We start from the raw sequence: 16056 nt of genomic DNA, 5'->3' as shown, positions 1-16056 counted from the left end.
AGCACCGGAATCCAAGGAGTGCGGCTTACACGTCAAGGCCTGAGGCCTAAGCCTGGTCGATCGGGAAGACGCGGTCGTAGGCCAGGTTGAAGACGTAGGCGTAGGCCACGTAGGACAGCGCCAGGCCGATGTCGGCGACGAGGGCCTCGAGCCAGGTCATGCCGGTCCACCAGACGATGATCGGCAGGCTGGCGATCAGCAGGCCGCTCTCGAAACCGAGCGCATGCAGGGCGCGCAGCAGCGGCGGCCGGCGGTCGGCGGTACGGCCGGTCAGGCGCCCCTCGATCCAGTCGAAGCTGGTGTTGTAGATGGCGTTCCACAGCGCCGCCAGGGCCGCGATGATGGCCAGCAGGCCGATCGATTCGGCGAGCGGAACGCCGCTCAGCCAGACGAAGGGCGGCGTGATCAGCAGCAAGCCGCCGACTTCGAAGAGTGCGACCTGGCGGACACGGTCAGCCAGGCTTCTGAGTTTTGGAGTTGGGCTCATGGGTAAACGGAAAAAGCCGGCGCCCCCGGGCCCGCAGGCCCGGCATCGCCGGCGATGACGATCAGCGCTGCTCGGGCTCGGCCGGCAGCAGCAGGTTGAGCAGCACGGCGAGCACGCCGCACAGGCTGATGCCCTGCAGCGAGAAGCTGCCGATGGTCACGCCCAGGCCGCCGATGCCGGTGACCAGCGTCACCGAGACGATGCACAGGTTGCGCGCACTCGACAGGTTGACCTTGGCGTCGAGCAGCGTCTTCAGGCCGATGCCGGCGATCGAGCCGAAGAGCAGGACCATGATGCCGCCCATCACCGGCATCGGGATGGTCTGCAGCAGCGCGCCGAACTTGCCGACGAAGGCCATCAGGATGGCGAAGCCGGCGGCCCAGGTCATCACCACCGGGTTGTAGTTCTTGGTCAGCATGACGGCGCCGGTCACCTCGCCGTAGGTGGTCACCGGCGGGCCGCCGAACAGGCCGACGACATTGACCGCCAGACCGTCGCCGAACAGCGTGCGGTGCAGGCCCGGGCTTTCGGTGTAGTCCTTGCCGGCAACCGAGCCGATGGCGAGGATGCCGCCGACGTGCTCGACGATCGGCGCAATCGCCACCGGGATCATGAACAGGATCGCCGCCAGGTTGAATTCCGGCGTGCCGAACTCGGGCACGGCAATCCACGCCGCCGCCGTGACCTTGCCGAAATCGACGATGCCGACCAGCAGCGAGACGACGTAGCCGACGGCGACACCGACCAGGATCGGCACCAGCTTGAGCAGGCCGCGCGCGCGGATGGCGGTGAGCATGGTCGCCAGCAGCGAGATCGCCGCCACGGCGATCGCCGTTTCATAAGGCACGACCTGGGCGTCGCCGGCCTTGCCGGTGGCCATGCTGACGGCGACCTGGGCCAGGCCGAGGCCGATGACCATGACCACCGGGCCGATCACCACCGGCGGCAGCAGCTTGTGGATGAGGCCGACGCCGCGCCATTTGACCAGCGCCGCAGCGACGTAATAGAAGAAGCTGGCGGCAGCAAGCGCGCCGAGCGTGGCGTTCATGCCCCAGGTCTGCACCGAGTAGATCACCGGCGCGATGAAGGCGAAGCTGGAGCCGAGGTAGATCGGCACCTGGCGCCTGGTGCAGATCTGGAAGATCAGCGTACCGACGCCGGCGCCGAGCAGCGCCAGGCTCGGGTTGAGGCCGGTGAGCAGCGGCACGAGGACGGTCGCGCCGAAGGCGACGAAGAGGATTTGCGCGCCGGACAGGGCGGTGCGCCAGACGGGGTCGTGGGTATGGCTCATGATTCCTTGGTTCCGAAAATCTTGTCGCCGGCATCGCCGAGGCCCGGGATGATGTAGCCGTGCTCGTTGAGATGGCTGTCGATGGCGGCGGTGTAAATCTGCACGTCGGGATGCGCTTTCTCCATCGCCGCGATGCCTTCCGGCGCAGCGACCAGCACCAGCGCCTTGATCTGCTTGCAGCCCTTGCGCTTCAACATGTCGATGGTGGCGATCAGCGAGCCGCCGGTGGCCAGCATCGGATCGATGATCATCGCCAGGCGCTCGTCGAGCTGGCCGACGAAGCGCTCGAAATACGGCTCCGGCATCAGCGTCTCGTGGTTGCGGGCGATGCCGACGACGCTGACCTTGGCGTTCGGGATCAGGTCGAGGATGCCGTCGAGCATGCCGATGCCGGCACGCAGGATGGGCACCACGGTGACCTTCTTGCCCTTGATCTGCTCGATTTCGACCTCGCCGCACCAGCCTTCGATGCGGCAGGGCTCGAGTTCGAAATCGCGACAGGCTTCGTAGCTCAGCAGGCGGGCCAGCTCGGCGGTCAGTTCGCGGAATTTCTTGGTACTGATGTCGCCTTCCCGCATCAGTCCGATTTTGTGTTTGACCAGGGGATGGCTGACTTCGATCACCGGCATGGGCTACCTCGCGTGCAATTTTCTGAAAGGACGAAGGTTAATCGATTCGGGCATTGCACGCACTGACTCGCGGGTTATTTTTGTCTGTCCGGATTATCGCCGGCAGCGTGCTTTCCGGCAGCCGGCCTGGCCGCATAAGGGGTATACGGCAAGGCCGATGTCGCTTTCAGGGTCCCCGCCGCCCGCCGAGGATGCAGGCGGCCATCGCGGCCAGTCCGAGCAGCGGCCCGAACGGCTGATCGAGCGCCAGCGCCGCGACGAAGGCCACCAGATAGATCGCGGCGCCGAGCAGCACCGCCAGCCGCAGGCCGCGCCGCCAGCCGCCGGCGCGCCGGAAGGTCAGCCAGGGCGGCACGAAGACCAGCGCGAAGGTCGCCATCACGCCCAGGGTCGTCGTCGCCAGCGCCAGCAGCAGCGCTGCCAGCAGGTCGAAGCCGCCCTGCAGCGGCCAGGCGGCCTCGCCGCGCAGGCGGAAATGGTCGGGATAAAGGCGGCTCAGGAGCAGCCCGCGCGACAGCCGGCGCAGCAGCCACAGGCCGCCGCAGCTGGCGGCCAGCAGCCAGAGCAGGCGCGGGATGTCGGCGAAGTACAGTTGGCCGTCGAAAAGTGCACTGCCGACGCGTTCGGCGAGCGGATGGTTGGCGGCGACCAGCATGCCGGCCGCCCAACCGGCCAGCAGCAGCAGCGGAAAGACGCTGGCCTGCCCGAGGCGCGCCGCCAGCGGTCGCTTGGCCAGCGCCGCCGCGGCCGCGGCGAGCAGTCCGCCGGCTTGCGCCGGTACGCCGCCGAGCATCGCCAGCAAGGCGCCGCCGGCGGCGACGTGCGAATAGGACAAGGCGGCCAGCCATTCGTCGTGCAGGCGCAGGTAGCAGCCGAGTACCGGCAGCAGCAGCGCCAGGCACAAGCCGGCGAGAAAGGGCACCAGGAAGAGGTCAGCGTCCATCCGGCGCCTCCAGGCGGCAGACCCGGTCGCAGGTCGCCGCGACAAAGGCCGGGTCGTGGCTGACCAGGACGATGCCGCAGCCGGCGCCGGCCCGTCGCCGCAGCGCCGCGCCGAGATGCGCGACACCGGCGGCGTCGAGGTTGTTGGTCGGCTCGTCGAGCAGCAGCAGCTCGGCCGGCGCGTTGAGGATCGCCCACAGGCCGAGGTAATGGCGCTGGCCGCCGGAGAGGCGGTCGAGACGCCGCTCGAGGCAGTCGGCCAGCCAGGACGGCAGGCCGTCCGCCGCGGCCCCGGTCAGCGCCAGCAGTTCGCGGCCGCTAAGCGGCAGCCCGGCAAGCGGCGGCGCCTCCTGGGTCTGCAGGGCGCAGCGGATTTTCGGCTTTTTCCACAGTCGACCGTGAAAGACCTGCGCGCGACCGGCGACCGCTGCCAGCAGCGTGCTCTTGCCGGCGCCATTGGCACCGCACAGGCCGACGATGCTGCCGGCGTCGACGAGCAGGTCGAGCGGCCGGGTGGCCGGCGCCGTCCAGCCGGCAACCACCTGCTCGAGGCGCAACAGGGCGGCGCTCACCGCAACGCCTGCAGCAGGCGCTCGATGCTGTCGTCGAACAAGCCGAACAGGTCGCCCGCCGCACTCGATCCGCCGACCGTGAACGGCAGCAGCACCGCCGGTATCCCGGCCCGGCCGGCAAACCATTCGCTGGCGGCAGCCTGCTGGTAGGCGGTACGCAGCACCATGCGCGCCGGCCGCTCGCGCTGCCGCTGCAGCAGCGCGGCCAGCTGGCCGCTGCTCGGCTCGACGCCCGGCTTGGGCTCGAGCGCGCCCAGCTCTTCCATGCCGAGCCAGCGACTGAGATAGGCGAAGGACTGGTGGTGGACGACCACTGGCACGCCGCGCAAGGGTGCCGCAGCCTTCTCCCAGCGGGCCATGGCGGCTTGCCAGCGGCTCGTGAAGGCGGCCAGCCGGGCCTGGTAGAAGGCGGCGTTGTCGGGATCGATGCGGGCCAGGCGTTCGCCCAGTCCGCCGGCGACCTTGAGCACGTTGCGCGGATCGAGATGGACGTGCGGATTGCCGGCGGCATGGACGTCGCCCTGGGCGCGGTCGACCCGATGCGGCACGTCGAGCCGCTGGACCAGCGCCGCCGCCTCGAAATAGCCGTCACGCCCGGGCTGGATCGAAGCGTTGCCGGACTCGCGGAGGACCACCGGCAACCAGCCGGTCTCGAGTTCGGCGCCGTTGGCCACGACCAGGCGGGCCAGCCGCGCCCGGGCGAGCAGCGATGGCCGGGCGTCGATGCGATGCGGGTCCTGCAGCGCGGTGGTGGCGGTGAACACCCGGACCCGGTCGCCGCCGAGTTCGCGCGCCAGCGCGCCCCACTCCGGCACCGTCGCCAGCACCTCAACCGCGGCCGCGGCCGGCAGCGCGGCCAGCCCGAGCCAGAAGAGAATCAACAGTCTGCGCATGGCCGGCCTCAGAACTTGTGCGCACCATGGGCACCGAGGCTCATGATGTACTGGACGGTGAACTGGTTGTCGGCGATGCCGGCCATCGACTTGTCGCGGGCGTACTGCAGGCGCAGGCGGGAGAATTCGCTCCAGCTGTAATCGACCATCAGCGTGCCGCGGCTCGGCCGGTACTTGTGGAAGATTGCGTTCTCGTCGCCGATTTCGGCCTGGGCGGCAGCGCCGATCCGGGTACTGCCGCTGTTCAGGCGGTCGTAGCGGACGCCGGCGCGCCAGTTCGGCGTGAACTGGTAAACCGCCTGGGCATACCAGCCCGACTGGCTGCTGCGGTAGCGATCGAGCGCGCCGCTGCAGGCGGCCCCGGCTTCAGCGGAAGTACAGGCGATGTCGCCGTTCTCGCGGCGGTCGAAATATTCCCCCTGGAGCTTCAGGTTGCGGTACTTGGGATTGCCGTCGGGCGACCATTTCCAGACGAAATCGGCGATCCAGGTCCGGCTGCGGCCGGTGAACAGCGCATCGCCGTGCACATCGTTGGCATCATGCACCTCGGCTTCGCGCTCGCGTGCCCGGGTCCGCAGGTAGGACAGGCCGGCCCGCCAACTGCTGGCGGTCCCGACGTCGTCGCCGAGATGGACGTGGAAGGCGGCGGCACCGGCGCCGTTCTTGTTGCGGTCGGTCCCCGGGAAATTCGCCCCGCGCCCGAACTCGGCGCCGAACTCGACGAGCATCGGCGTCGGCGCCAGCCATTTCAGCTGCAGGCCGTCCTGGGCATAGCTGGCATGTTCGCCGAACAGGGCCGCGTACATCAGCGGCGCATCGGCGAAATCCCAGGCGTGCGCATGCTGCTCGTTGAGATAGCCGATGCCGGAGCGGAAGCGCCCGCCCTTGAGACCGATGCCGTGGCCGATCCCGAGCGACTGGAACCAGGCCTCCTCGACTTCGACCTCGCCGTCGGCAACCGCCAGGGTCGCCTGGCCGCGCCAGTAGGGATCGATGTTGGCACCGAGCATCAACTCGGTGTGCTCGACCGAGAAGCCGCGCCGGGAAATCCCCTTGATGCCGCCCTCCTCGTGATCATGGCCGGCGGCCGGCCAGAAGCCGGTGACGCCGCGCTCGGCGATGTTCTTCATCGACTTGTACTGCCCCTGCAGGATCAGCGAGACCTCGGGGTTGAACGCGCTCGCCGCTGCCACCGTAGGCGCTGCCGGTGCCGGCCCTGCCGGCGCGGCGGCAGCGGCGCGGGTCTGCGCCAGCTTGTCCTCGAGGGCGGCGATGCGCTGCTCGTAACTTTTCTTCAATTCGGCGATCTGGCTGCGGATCGCGGCCAGTTCGGCGTCGTCGGCAGCGCCGGCGGCACCGGAAAGAGCCGCCAGCACGGCCAGGGCCATGGGTTTCCTGAACATCTGATTCTCCTGAAAATGCGAACTGGGTCGAGCCGGCAAGTGCACGGTCGACACGGAAAAACGGGCATTTTTCAGTTGGCCGGTGGATCCCGCTGACTCGGTCGCGGTGCCGGCGCCTGCCGGCTTGCCGCGAAGCGACGGGCGACGCCGAGCGGCGCCGGCGCCGGCGGCGGCACGGCCACCGGAGCGACCGGCAAGGCGCTGCCCAGGGCCTGGATGGCCAGGCATTGCAGGCAGTGCGTCTCGGCCGGCGCCTCGCTGTCCGCGTGCACATGGCCGGCGAACAGCGCCTGGCCGAGACAGAGGCACAGGAGCAGCGACCAGCGACGCAGGAAGGACGGGGAGAATGGCACGCGAACAGGGGGGAGGACGGGAAAAAAGCGATGTTATAACATTGCATTTTTCCCCGCCAGCAGGATATCCCCTGCCGGCCGCCGCCTCAACGCTGGCGGCCGCGCTCCCACTGCTGCACGGCCCCGCCGGCCAGCGCGAAGATCACGGTCAACAGCGCCAGCCAGCGAAAAACCGGCGAGACATCCGGCGTCGGCGCCACCGGCGCCATCACCTGGCCGCGCACCGGCACATAGGCCGGGGCGACGCTCGCTGCCGTCGCCGGCGGCTGCGTTTCCGCTGCGGCAACCGCGACCGCGGCCGGTGCCGGCGCCGGCGGCACGCCGAGCTGGCCATCGACCCAGCGGCGGACGCCGGCCAGCTCGCGCACCAGCGGCGCCTGCCGGGTCAGCTCGGCGTACAGCCCGGCCAGTTCCTTGCGGGTTGCCGCGTCCGGCTGCCAGTGGCCCTGCCGCTGCGCCTGGATCAGGCGTTCCAGGGTCTGCGCGTAAGCCTGCGGATGGCTGCGCAGCCAGGCCGGCAGGTCGAGTCCGTGGCGGTCGCGGACGAAGACGTCGTAGAGCCCCTGCCAGTGGTCGGGACGGACGACGCCGTCGGTGACGCTCTGCCAGCCCCAGGTGAATTGCGCCGCCTTGAGCACCTGCAGCGTACCGGCGTAGCCCTCGGCCTTCATCGCCTCGGCCCAGCCCGGGTGCAGGTAGCGCGCCTGCATCTCAAGGGCGACGCTCTGCGCGGCGGTCTGGGTATAGGGCTCGTCGGCGTTCTGCAACTGGTTGACGTAGAGCGGCAGCGCCCCCGCCCGCCCGGCACTGCGCGCGGCGGCGGCGAGACCGCCGAGGTACTGGAAGGGATCGTCGGAAGTGACCATGCCGAACAGGTTCGAGGTCCGCGAGAGCAGCGCCGCGTCGGTTCGCCGCAGGCCGGCGGCGAGCGCCCGGGCGCCGTCGCCGGCGGCGATGCCGGCCACCGGAACACCGCCGAGGAAAGGCTGGCCCATGCGCTGCAGGAACATCGCGCCCAGCCGCTCATCGCGCACGCGCAGACGGTCGTCCTGGACCGCGTCGGCAATGCCGGTCCCGTAATCGCCGACCAGGTTGCCGAACACCCGCGCCTGCCCGAGCAGTTCGGCGCTGGCTTCGGCCACGCCCTGGCGGCGCAGTTCGCGGGCGGTGTCGCGGCTGTTGCGGGCGATCGTGCCTTCGGGTTCGCCGGCCGCAACGGCGGCGACGGCGCTATCGACCAGCGCCATCAGGGCCGGGAACTGGTCGCGGTAGGAACCGGTGACGCTGAGCAGTACATCGACACGCGGCCGACCAAGCTCGCCGGCCGGAATCACGGCGACGCCGCGCGGTCGCCCGGACTTGTCCCAGACCGGCCGGACGCCAAGCGCGACGAGCGCTTGCGCTTCCATGATGCCCTGGTGGCGCAGCGTCTCGCCGGCCCACAGCGACAGCGCCAGGCGCGTCGGGTAGCGGCCGCCGTTGCCGGCCCGCCAGGCTTGCAGCCAGTTGTCGAACATCAGTTCGGCCACGGTATAGGCCTGCTGCGTCGGCAGGCGGCTGGGGTCGAGGCCGGTCAGGTTGCGCCCGGTCGGCAGGCTGTCCGGATTGCGCACCGGGTCGCCGCCGTAGGCAGCAGGAATGAAGCGCCCGTCGAGCGCGGCAAGCAAGGCCGGCAGCTCGTTCTCGACGGCGAGCAGGCGGTCGAGTTCCTGCGCCCTTTCGGCCAGGGCGAACAGGGCCTCGCGATCGATCCGCCGTTCTGCCGCCCGGTTGGGCACGGCGCTGTCCGGCTGCGGCGGCCGCAGATCGAGCCGGCTCGCCGCCGCAGCGTCGCGCAGGGCGACCTCGAGCCAGCGCATCGGCCGCGAATCGACGACCTTGCGGTGGTCCATCAGGAAGGTTTCGTCGACATCCTCGCCGAGCGCGTCGAGCAAGGGCGTGCGCAGGGCCTGCAGGATCGTCTGCCGGCGCAGCGCGGCGTCGGGCGCCTGGCCGAACACCGCCAGGCCGCGCGGCTGGCTGCCGTGGGCCAGCTGGTCGAGCCAGGGGTGGAGGATTTCGAGGAAGGCGTCGAGTTCGCTGCGGACGCGCTCGGCGCTCCAGTTCAGGTCGTGGTGCAGGCGTCCCTCGACGATGCGTTGCGTCAGCCGGTCGCCGATCGCCTCGCGGGTCGGCCCGCGGTCGGCGATCGCCCATTCGTGCATCAGGTCGTGCAGCTCGGCCATGCCGGCGGCCAGGCCGGTGGTCGCGAACACCGGCGTGCGGTGGCTGATCAGCAGCGCGCGGCCGCGGCGCTTGGCGGTCAGCGCCTCGCCGAGGTTGTCGACGATGTAGGGATAGATCACCGGCACGTCGCCGAGCGGCAGCAGGGCGTCGTCGAGGACATCGAGGCCGCGCGACTTGCCGGGCGCCCATTCCTGGGTGCCGTGGGTACCGAAGTGGATCAGCGCATCGGCCTGACGGGCCCACAGGTAGACGGCCAGGTAATGGTGCGACAGCGGCTGGCGGCTGCGGTGCATGAACGGGTTCTCGCCGCGGTGCAGCGTTTCCTCGCGCGGCGGCTGGGGCAGCACGGTGAAGTTGCCGACCGCCAGGCGGGGGATGACGAACACCGGCTGGCCCTGCCAGTGCACGACGTAGCGGCTGCTCGCCGGCGCCCCCCAGCGCGCCTCGATGCGCGCCCGCAGCGCGGCCGGCAGCGTCTGCCACCAGGCCAGGTAAGCGCGCAGCGGCAGCGCCGCGGCCTGGCCGCTGGCCAGCAGATCGCGCAGGTCGGCGTCGGCATAGTAGGCGCGCAGCAGCGGCTGCAGGCCGGCAATCCAGTCATCCTCGGGCAGTTGCCGGGTGTTGTAGCCGGCGGCGGCCAGGCCGCCGCTGACGGTTTCCAGGCTGCGCGGCACGTTGAGGAAGGAAGCGCCGAAATTGCTGCCGCCCGGCGGATAGTTGTAGACCATCGCGACCACCCGCCGCGCCGCCGGCGGCATCGTCGCCAGCCGGATCAGCCGCGCCGCCTTGGCGACCACGGCGTCGGCCTGGCGCTCGATCAGCAGCGTGCGCCGGCCGCCGTCGGCGTGAGCGGTGACGACCAGCGGATCGATCGCCCCGGCCGCCTCCGGCTGGACCAGATAGAAAGGCGCATCCGACAGCTTCAAGCCGGTCGGATCGGCTGCCCAGTCGCCGACGTCGCCGTGGCGGTAGGGCTGGGTTGCGAGCAGCGGCACGCCCCAGCGCTCGAACAACGCCTGCAGCTTGTCGGTCTGGGAAACCAGCTGGTGCAGCACGACGACGCGCGGATGCGGCTTGCCGTCGGCGCCGACCAGGCGCTCCAGGGTGGCGGCTTCGAGCTGCTGGGCAAAGACCGCGTAGGCAAACAGCCCGCGCTCGGCGAAACGGCGCAGCCAGGCGTCGAGCCAGCCGGTTTCGGCATTGATGAAATGGTGGCGATGGACCAGCACGGCGACCGCCGGCCGGTCGCGCAGGGCCGGCTGCGCCGATTGCCACACGGTCAACGCCTGCGTATCGGCAAAAATGCCCGGCGCATCCGGGTGGTACAGGCCGCGCACCGGCCAGGCCTGCGCCGGCGGCAGCTCGGGCGGCGGCGTGCCGGCGACCCAGGCGCTGGCCAGGCGCAGCGCGCTGGCGATGTTGGCCTCGCCGCCGTGACTCAGGTATTCGGCCAGCCGTGCCGGCAGCGTCGTGCCACCCGCCAGCGGCCGCTCCTCGATCCAGACGGCGCGGGCCGCCGTCTGCCCGGCGAACAGCTTGTCGAGGCGGGCGCGCACGCTCGGATGCGGGGCGTCGATCCAGACCATGTCGGCGGCCGCCAGCGCCCGGCCGAGCTCGGCCCGCTCGCCGGCGAGCAGCGCCGGCGTCTCGTTGAGCGCGTGATCGAGCTGGCGGAACTGCCAGCCCTGCGCCACCGCCAGCCGTTCGACCAGGGCGCTGCGGGCGGCCGGCGTGATGTCGGCGGTGACCCACAGCAGGCTGGCCGCCTGAACGCCGGCCGCGGCCAGGCTGAACGCGGCGACGAGCAGCCGGCGCGCGGATTTTCCCCAGACCATGGCGCTCACTCCGGCTGTTTCGGCGTTTCGCCTTCGGGCACGTAAACGATGCTGCCGTCGCGCAGCCGGTAGGCGACGCCGGCGCGCACGCCCTCGCCTTCGCCGCTGTCGCCGGTGCCGCGGTAACGGATCTCCTGGCCGTTCTCGCGGACGATGATCTCGCCGGCCGCCGACTGGGTGGTGATGTTGACCGCCGCCATCAGCGCGACGACGAGGACCAGGAAGACATCGACCAGGTTGATCGACGAGAGCATCGGGTCATCGTCGTCCTCATCGAGGATGCTGAAGTGCTTCAGGCTCATCGCCCCGCCTCCAGGCGCTTCTTCAGCGCCAGCAACTCGCCGAGCAGCCAGCGCCGGCGCACCGAGTAGAGGACCAGGCCGATCGCTGCCGCCGCCAGCGCCAGGACGACGCCGGCGAAGGCATTGCTGAACACCGACAGCGCGGCATTGCCCTGGCCGCTGGCGACGCCCTGCAGCGCCGGCCCGAGCGGGATCATCGTGGCGATCAGGCCGAGCATCGGGGTGACCCGGCTGAGCAGGCGCAAGGGCTCGAGCTGGCGCAGCGCGAGCAGCTCGATCTCGTCGAGCGCCGTCCCGGCTGGCGGACGCAGCGCGGCGTAGGCCGGATCGCGGCGCTGCCAGGCTTCGACCAGCACGCGGCCGGCCATCCACAACGCATAAAGAAAGGCGACGCCGAGCAGCGCCAGGATCGGGGTCAGCAGCCACTGGGCCAGCTGCAGGAAACCGGCTTCAAGCATGGCGCGACCTCAGAGCGTGATCGCCGGGAAGCGCGGGCGCACCGTCACCGTCTTGCGCTTGCTGCCGTCCTGCAGCTGGACGCGCAGCTGCTTGAGCCCGGGATGATCGCGGAAGGCGCTGAAGGTGAAGGCCTTGAGTGCTTCCGGCTGCTCGCAGCGCAGGCGCACGACGACGATCAGGTTGGAGATGTCGGCGTCGTCCGGGGCGCTTGCCAGGTCGGGCGTGACCCGATTGTCGACAACGCTGCAGCGGGCTTCCGCCGGCGCCTCGATCAGCCCGGCCGGATCGGCCAGGCGCTCGCGCAGGGCGGCCAGCTTGCCGGCCTGGGCCGGGTTGCGCGGCGGATAGTCGTAGCCGAGAAAGCTTTCCAGCGGAACGTCGAAGCTGGCCTCGACGTTGCCGCCGTCGATGCTCAGGCGGACGCTGCCGTGGCCGTGGGTGTGGCTGCCGTGGGCGTGCAGCTGCGGCGAAACGAGGGCGAGCGCGGCCAGCGCGCAGGCCGCCAGGCGCGCTGCGGAGAGCGCGCGGATGGTGCGATTGGACATGTGAATTACCAGACAAGAAACGCCGTCGCCGACATCCCCGTCGGCATATTGGCCTTACAGACCGGCTCGCGCCGATCCACCACGTTGGCCGGTATCCGGGCTGGTGGAAACGGCCTTCATCGCCTTCCCAACGACGCGCGCGGCGTCGCCAGTGGCTCAGAGATGAAAGCAGGGCCGGCCTTGCGGCAAACCCGTCCACTTACCGTTGCGGGGGCAGCGCTGGTTGGCGGCATCCTTGCGGAACGGCCTCCAGCTTCCCGTTTAACCGCGCCGACAGGACGTCGCCGCGAGCACCAACGCGGTGGATGCTAGCACGCCGGCAGCGGCCGGCCCAAGCGATTTGACGGTCAACGCCCGCCGGCGGCCAAAATCCAGTCGCGAAAGGCGGCCACCGCCGGCCGCCCGGCCAGCGCCTCGGACATCACCAGCCAGTAGGCGTAGGGCGACGGAATGCTCAGCGCGAACGGACGCACCAGCCGCCCTGCCGCCAGCTCGGCCTCGACCAGCGGCACCACCGCCAGCGCGACGCCCTGCCCGCCCAGGGCTGCCTCGACGGCCAGCGTCGCGTTCGAGAAGCGCAGCCCGCGCCGGGCATCGACGCCGCCGACGCCGGCAGCAGCCAGCCATTGCGCCCAGCCCGGCTGAAGACCGGCGTCGGCGATCGTCTCGTCGTGGATCAGGACCAGCCGTGCCAGGTCGGCCGGGCTGGTCAGCGCCTGCTCGCGCAGCAGCTGCGGACTGCACACCGGGGCATAGACCGGGGCCAGGATCTTGTCGACGCGCAGGCCCGGGTAGCGGCCGGTGCCGTAGCGGATCGCCACCTCGCTCTCGGCCAGCCGCGGGTCCACCGGCCGCGGCTCGTGGGCGGCGGTGTCGCCCTGACGATCGACGTTGTCGTCGTCGCTGGCCAGGCGCAGCGCGATCCCCGGATGGGCGGCGGCAAAACCGGGCAAGCGCCCGACCAGCCAGCGCGAGGCGAACGACGGGGGCGCATGCACGGTGAGCGCGCCGTCGCCGCCGTCGCGACTGAGATCGACAGCGGCGGCCAGGCAGTCGAAACCCTCGCGCAGCTTGGGCAGCATCGCCCGCCCCTGGGCCGTCAGCTCGATCGCCCGGGTCAGCCGGCGGAACAGCGCCAACCCGAGATAGGCCTCGAGCTGGCGGATCTGCAGGCTGACCGCCGCCGGCGTCACGTGCAGCTCCTCGGCCGCCTTCTTGAAGCTCAGGTGGCGGGCGGCAGCTTCAAAGGCCCGCAAGGCGGGCAGCGGCGGGAGTCGATAGGCCATTCATGATTAAGTTTTACTTTCCTGTCGCATCATAAAGTCTCGTTTGTCGCCGGGCAATCCCGTCCGTATCTTTGCCACCCAGCGAATCCCGCCCATCCACGGAACCCGGACCCCGATGCCAACCGCTTCTCCCGTCCCGGCTTGCCGCAGCGGCCGCCCTACCCGGCGCGGCCTGGCGGGATTCCCCTCCTTGTTTCAGCCTCCGCTGAGCATTGCGCGCCCTTGAGTTGTGGGCATTTCAGCCCGCTTCGTGCGGGCTTTTTTTTCGTTTCCCGTAGCCGAACGACCACACAGACCATGCAGACCTCGAGCGAATCCTCCCGCATCCATTGCCCCCGCCTGCGCAGCAAGATCATGTCGGCCGAAGCCGCCGCCGCGCTCATTCCATCCGGCGTCAACGTCGGCATGAGCGGCTTCACCGGCGCCGGCTATCCGAAGGTGGTGCCGTCGGCGCTGGCCAAGCGGATCATGGACGCCAACATCTACGGCAAGAAATTCAAGATCGGCGTGTGGACGGGCGCCTCGACCGCGCCCGACCTCGACGGTGCGCTGGCCATGGTCGACGGCGTCGAGATGCGCCTGCCCTACCAGTCCGACCCGACCTGCCGCAAGCGGATCAACGCCGGCGAGATGGAGTACATCGACATCCACCTGTCGCACGTCGCCCAGTTCGTCTGGTCCGGCTTCCTCGGCAAGCTCGACATCGCCGTCGTCGAAGTCGCCGGCATCCTCGAGGACGGCCGCCTGATCCCCTCGTCGTCGGTCGGCAACAACAAGACCTGGCTGGACCAGGCCGACAAGGTCATCCTCGAGGTCAATTCCTGGCAGAACCCCGAACTCGAGGGCATGCACGACATCTACTACGGCACCCAGCTGCCGCCGAACCGCAAGCCGATTCCGCTGCTGCGCACCCAGGACCGGATCGGCGAGGCCTACCTGCGCTGCGACCCGGCCAAGGTCATCGCCGTCGTCGAGACGCACAGCCCCGACCGCAACTCGGCGTTCTCGGCGCCGGACGAGAATTCGCGCAAGATCGCCGGGCACATCCTCGAATTCCTCGAACACGAGGTCAAGAAGGGCCGCCTGCCGGCCAATCTGCTGCCGCTGCAGTCGGGCGTCGGCAACATCGCCAACGCGGTAATGGCCGGCCTCAACCAGGGCCCGTTCGAGAACCTGACCGCCTATACCGAAGTCCTCCAGGACGGCATGCTCGAGATGATCAAGTCGGGCAAGCTGACCTGCGCCTCGGCCACCGCCTTCTCGCTCAGTTCCGGCGCGCTGGCCGAACTCAACGCCGACCTCGGCCGCTACAAGAACAACATCATCCTGCGCCCGCAGGAAATCTCGAACCATCCGGAAATCATCCGCCGCCTCGGCGTCATCGCAATGAACGGGATGATCGAGGCCGACATCTACGGCAACGTCAATTCGACGCACGTGATGGGCACCAAGATCATGAACGGCATCGGCGGCTCCGGCGATTTCGCCCGCAACGCCTTCCTGTCGATCTTCATGACCCCGTCGCAGGCGCGCGGCGGCGAGATTTCCTGCATCGTGCCGATGGCCTCGCACGTCGACCATACCGAGCACGACGTCCAGATCCTGGTCACCGAGCAGGGCCTCGCCGACCTGCGCGGCCTGTCGCCAAAGCAGCGCGCGCGGGCGGTCATCGACAACTGCGCGCATCCGCATTTCAAGCCGGCGTTGAACGACTACTACAAGCGCGCCCTCGACCACTCGCCGGGCAAGCAGACGCCGCACCTGCTCGAGGAGGCGCTCAGCTGGCACCTGCGCTACCTGCGCCAGGGAGCGATGTAAGCGATGATCGTCCGCGCCCGGCCGCACTGGCTCTACCTTCTGTTCGTCCGGCGCGGTTCGCTGGTGCACCTGATCCTGCAGCAGCAGCTGTTCGTCTTCGCCGTCGCCTGCGCGGTGGTCGCCGCGCACGGCCAGCTGCTGCACTGGAAGGTGCCGCTCAACGCCAGCCCGTTCTCGCTGATCGGCATCGCCCTGGCGATTTTCTTCGGCTTTCGCATCAACGTCAGCTACGACCGTTACTGGGAAGCGCGCAAGCTGTGGGGCAGCATCCTCGTCGAGAGCCGCAACCTGGCGCGCAAGGCGAGCACCTGCGTGGCGCCGGGCAGCGGGCTGCGCCCCTTCGTCCTCGGCATCGCCGCCTTCGCCGCCGCGCTGCGCAACCAGCTGCGCGGCGACCCCGGCCTCAACGGCCTGGGCGACCTGCTGCCGCGCGATTTCGCTGCCAGCCTCGCCGGCGCCCGCAATCCGGCCAACCTGATCCTGCTCTGGCTCGGCCAGCGGCTTGCCGAAGAACGCGCCGCCGGCCGGCTCGAGCCCATCCTCGCCCACGCCATGGAGCGCAACCTCGACGAGCTGTCGCTGGCGATGGGCGGCTGCGAGCGCATTCTCGGCACGCCGCTGCCGTTCACCTACTCGGTGATCCTGCACCGCTCGTCCTACCTCTACTGCGTGCTGCTGCCCTTCGGCCTGGTCGACGCGATCGGCCTGATGACGCCGCTGATCGTCTGCTTCGTGTCCTACACCTTCTTCGCGCTGGAAGCACTCAGCGACGAGATCGAGGATCCGTTCGGCCGCGCCCCCAACGACCTGGCGCTCGACGCCATCGTCGCCGGCATCGAGGCCAGCCTGCGCGAGATGCTCGGCGAGACCCCGGCCCCGCTGCCGAAGCCCGACGCCAACTACATTCTCAGCTGAGCGTCAGCGGCATTTCCGGCGCCGCCGCCGGCAGTGCTTTGCTGCACCGCAACAAAATGATAGTCTTGCCGCCATAAAAACTGCAGGACAGCGGAGCACA

Annotated in this window: 15 protein-coding genes and 1 riboswitch; of the genes, 2 read left to right on the top strand and 13 right to left on the bottom strand. The window is 69.9% G+C overall.

Annotated elements, in window-relative coordinates:
• Window positions 1-46: 46 nt before the first annotated feature.
• The 13 genes from DFR40_RS10740 to gcvA form a co-directional block, all read right to left on the bottom strand.
• Window positions 47-487, bottom strand: coding sequence for a PACE efflux transporter (locus tag DFR40_RS10740; RefSeq protein WP_121458485.1), 441 nt, complete (start codon window positions 485-487; stop codon window positions 47-49).
• Between the two features lie 61 nt (window positions 488-548).
• Window positions 549-1778 carry a uracil-xanthine permease family protein gene (locus tag DFR40_RS10735; RefSeq protein ID WP_121458484.1) on the bottom strand — a complete coding sequence of 410 codons (1230 nt, stop codon included), beginning with the start codon at window positions 1776-1778 and terminating at the stop codon, window positions 549-551.
• Window positions 1775-2407 carry a uracil phosphoribosyltransferase gene (upp, locus tag DFR40_RS10730; RefSeq protein WP_121458483.1) on the bottom strand — a complete coding sequence of 211 codons (633 nt, stop codon included), beginning with the start codon at window positions 2405-2407 and terminating at the stop codon, window positions 1775-1777. The genes DFR40_RS10735 and upp overlap by 4 nt, the downstream gene beginning before the upstream one ends.
• A gap of 166 nt (window positions 2408-2573) precedes the next feature.
• Window positions 2574-3350 carry a metal ABC transporter permease gene (locus DFR40_RS10725; protein ID WP_121458482.1) on the bottom strand — a complete coding sequence of 259 codons (777 nt, stop codon included), beginning with the start codon at window positions 3348-3350 and terminating at the stop codon, window positions 2574-2576.
• Window positions 3340-3921, bottom strand: a complete 582-nt coding sequence (locus DFR40_RS10720; protein ID WP_245985664.1) for an ATP-binding cassette domain-containing protein — start codon at window positions 3919-3921, stop codon at window positions 3340-3342. Before DFR40_RS10720 ends, DFR40_RS10725 begins: the two co-directional genes overlap by 11 nt.
• Window positions 3918-4814, bottom strand: a complete 897-nt coding sequence (locus tag DFR40_RS10715; protein ID WP_121458481.1) for a metal ABC transporter substrate-binding protein — start codon at window positions 4812-4814, stop codon at window positions 3918-3920. The genes DFR40_RS10720 and DFR40_RS10715 overlap by 4 nt, the downstream gene beginning before the upstream one ends.
• Window positions 4815-4822: 8 nt before the next feature.
• On the bottom strand, window positions 4823-6217 hold the full coding sequence (locus tag DFR40_RS10710; protein ID WP_211329779.1) for a TonB-dependent receptor: 1395 nt from the start codon (window positions 6215-6217) through the stop codon (window positions 4823-4825).
• Window positions 6218-6288: 71 nt separating this feature from the next.
• Window positions 6289-6570, bottom strand: a complete 282-nt coding sequence (locus DFR40_RS10705) for a hypothetical protein (RefSeq protein WP_121458479.1) — start codon at window positions 6568-6570, stop codon at window positions 6289-6291.
• A gap of 86 nt (window positions 6571-6656) precedes the next feature.
• A complete protein-coding gene (cobN, locus tag DFR40_RS10700) occupies window positions 6657-10631 on the bottom strand; it encodes a cobaltochelatase subunit CobN (RefSeq protein WP_121458478.1) in 3975 nt (1324 codons plus the stop codon).
• A 5-nt stretch (window positions 10632-10636) separates the two neighbouring features.
• Window positions 10637-10933 (bottom strand): DUF2149 domain-containing protein, encoded by a 297-nt coding sequence (locus DFR40_RS10695; protein WP_121458477.1) that lies wholly within the window; start codon window positions 10931-10933, stop codon window positions 10637-10639.
• Window positions 10930-11391 (bottom strand): hypothetical protein, encoded by a 462-nt coding sequence (locus DFR40_RS10690; RefSeq protein WP_121458476.1) that lies wholly within the window; start codon window positions 11389-11391, stop codon window positions 10930-10932. Before DFR40_RS10690 ends, DFR40_RS10695 begins: the two co-directional genes overlap by 4 nt.
• 9 nt (window positions 11392-11400) lie before the next feature.
• A complete protein-coding gene (locus DFR40_RS10685) occupies window positions 11401-11937 on the bottom strand; it encodes a ZrgA family zinc uptake protein (RefSeq protein WP_121458475.1) in 537 nt (178 codons plus the stop codon).
• 69 nt (window positions 11938-12006) lie between these two features.
• Window positions 12007-12250: riboswitch (cobalamin riboswitch) on the bottom strand.
• Between the two features lie 34 nt (window positions 12251-12284).
• Window positions 12285-13223: a transcriptional regulator GcvA gene (gene gcvA / locus DFR40_RS10680; protein ID WP_121458474.1), complete on the bottom strand. Its 939-nt coding sequence runs from the start codon at window positions 13221-13223 to the stop codon at window positions 12285-12287.
• A gap of 297 nt (window positions 13224-13520) precedes the next feature.
• Here gcvA and scpC point away from each other — a divergent pair, with 297 nt between their 5' ends.
• On the top strand, window positions 13521-15041 hold the full coding sequence (gene scpC / locus DFR40_RS10675; RefSeq protein WP_121458473.1) for a succinyl-CoA:acetate CoA-transferase ScpC: 1521 nt from the start codon (window positions 13521-13523) through the stop codon (window positions 15039-15041).
• A gap of 3 nt (window positions 15042-15044) precedes the next feature.
• Window positions 15045-15956 carry a bestrophin family protein gene (locus DFR40_RS10670; protein WP_121458472.1) on the top strand — a complete coding sequence of 304 codons (912 nt, stop codon included), beginning with the start codon at window positions 15045-15047 and terminating at the stop codon, window positions 15954-15956.
• Window positions 15957-16056 lie beyond the last annotated feature (100 nt).

Source organism: Azonexus fungiphilus (assembly GCF_003634965.1).
In the GTDB taxonomy this organism is placed as follows: Bacteria; Pseudomonadota; Gammaproteobacteria; order Burkholderiales; family Rhodocyclaceae; genus Azonexus; species Azonexus fungiphilus.
The sequence above is the reverse complement of the archived record's forward strand: the minus strand, read 5'-3'. Positions and strand labels throughout refer to the sequence as shown.

Excerpts from the sequence above, each read along its gene's own strand:
- upp (WP_121458483.1), bottom strand. The coding sequence starts at position 2,407 with ATGCCGGTGATCGAAGTCAGCCATCCCCTGGTCAAACACAAAATCGGA.
- scpC (WP_121458473.1), top strand. The coding sequence starts at position 13,521 with ATGCAGACCTCGAGCGAATCCTCCCGCATCCATTGCCCCCGCCTGCGC.
- DFR40_RS10725 (WP_121458482.1), bottom strand. The coding sequence starts at position 3,350 with ATGGACGCTGACCTCTTCCTGGTGCCCTTTCTCGCCGGCTTGTGCCTG.
- DFR40_RS10740 (WP_121458485.1), bottom strand. The coding sequence starts at position 487 with ATGAGCCCAACTCCAAAACTCAGAAGCCTGGCTGACCGTGTCCGCCAG.
- cobN (WP_121458478.1), bottom strand. The coding sequence starts at position 10,631 with ATGGTCTGGGGAAAATCCGCGCGCCGGCTGCTCGTCGCCGCGTTCAGC.
- DFR40_RS10710 (WP_211329779.1), bottom strand. The coding sequence starts at position 6,217 with ATGTTCAGGAAACCCATGGCCCTGGCCGTGCTGGCGGCTCTTTCCGGT.
- DFR40_RS10690 (WP_121458476.1), bottom strand. The coding sequence starts at position 11,391 with ATGCTTGAAGCCGGTTTCCTGCAGCTGGCCCAGTGGCTGCTGACCCCG.
- DFR40_RS10670 (WP_121458472.1), top strand. The coding sequence starts at position 15,045 with ATGATCGTCCGCGCCCGGCCGCACTGGCTCTACCTTCTGTTCGTCCGG.
- gcvA (WP_121458474.1), bottom strand. The coding sequence starts at position 13,223 with ATGGCCTATCGACTCCCGCCGCTGCCCGCCTTGCGGGCCTTTGAAGCT.
- DFR40_RS10695 (WP_121458477.1), bottom strand. The coding sequence starts at position 10,933 with ATGAGCCTGAAGCACTTCAGCATCCTCGATGAGGACGACGATGACCCG.
- DFR40_RS10685 (WP_121458475.1), bottom strand. The coding sequence starts at position 11,937 with ATGTCCAATCGCACCATCCGCGCGCTCTCCGCAGCGCGCCTGGCGGCC.
- DFR40_RS10715 (WP_121458481.1), bottom strand. The coding sequence starts at position 4,814 with ATGCGCAGACTGTTGATTCTCTTCTGGCTCGGGCTGGCCGCGCTGCCG.
- DFR40_RS10735 (WP_121458484.1), bottom strand. The coding sequence starts at position 1,778 with ATGAGCCATACCCACGACCCCGTCTGGCGCACCGCCCTGTCCGGCGCG.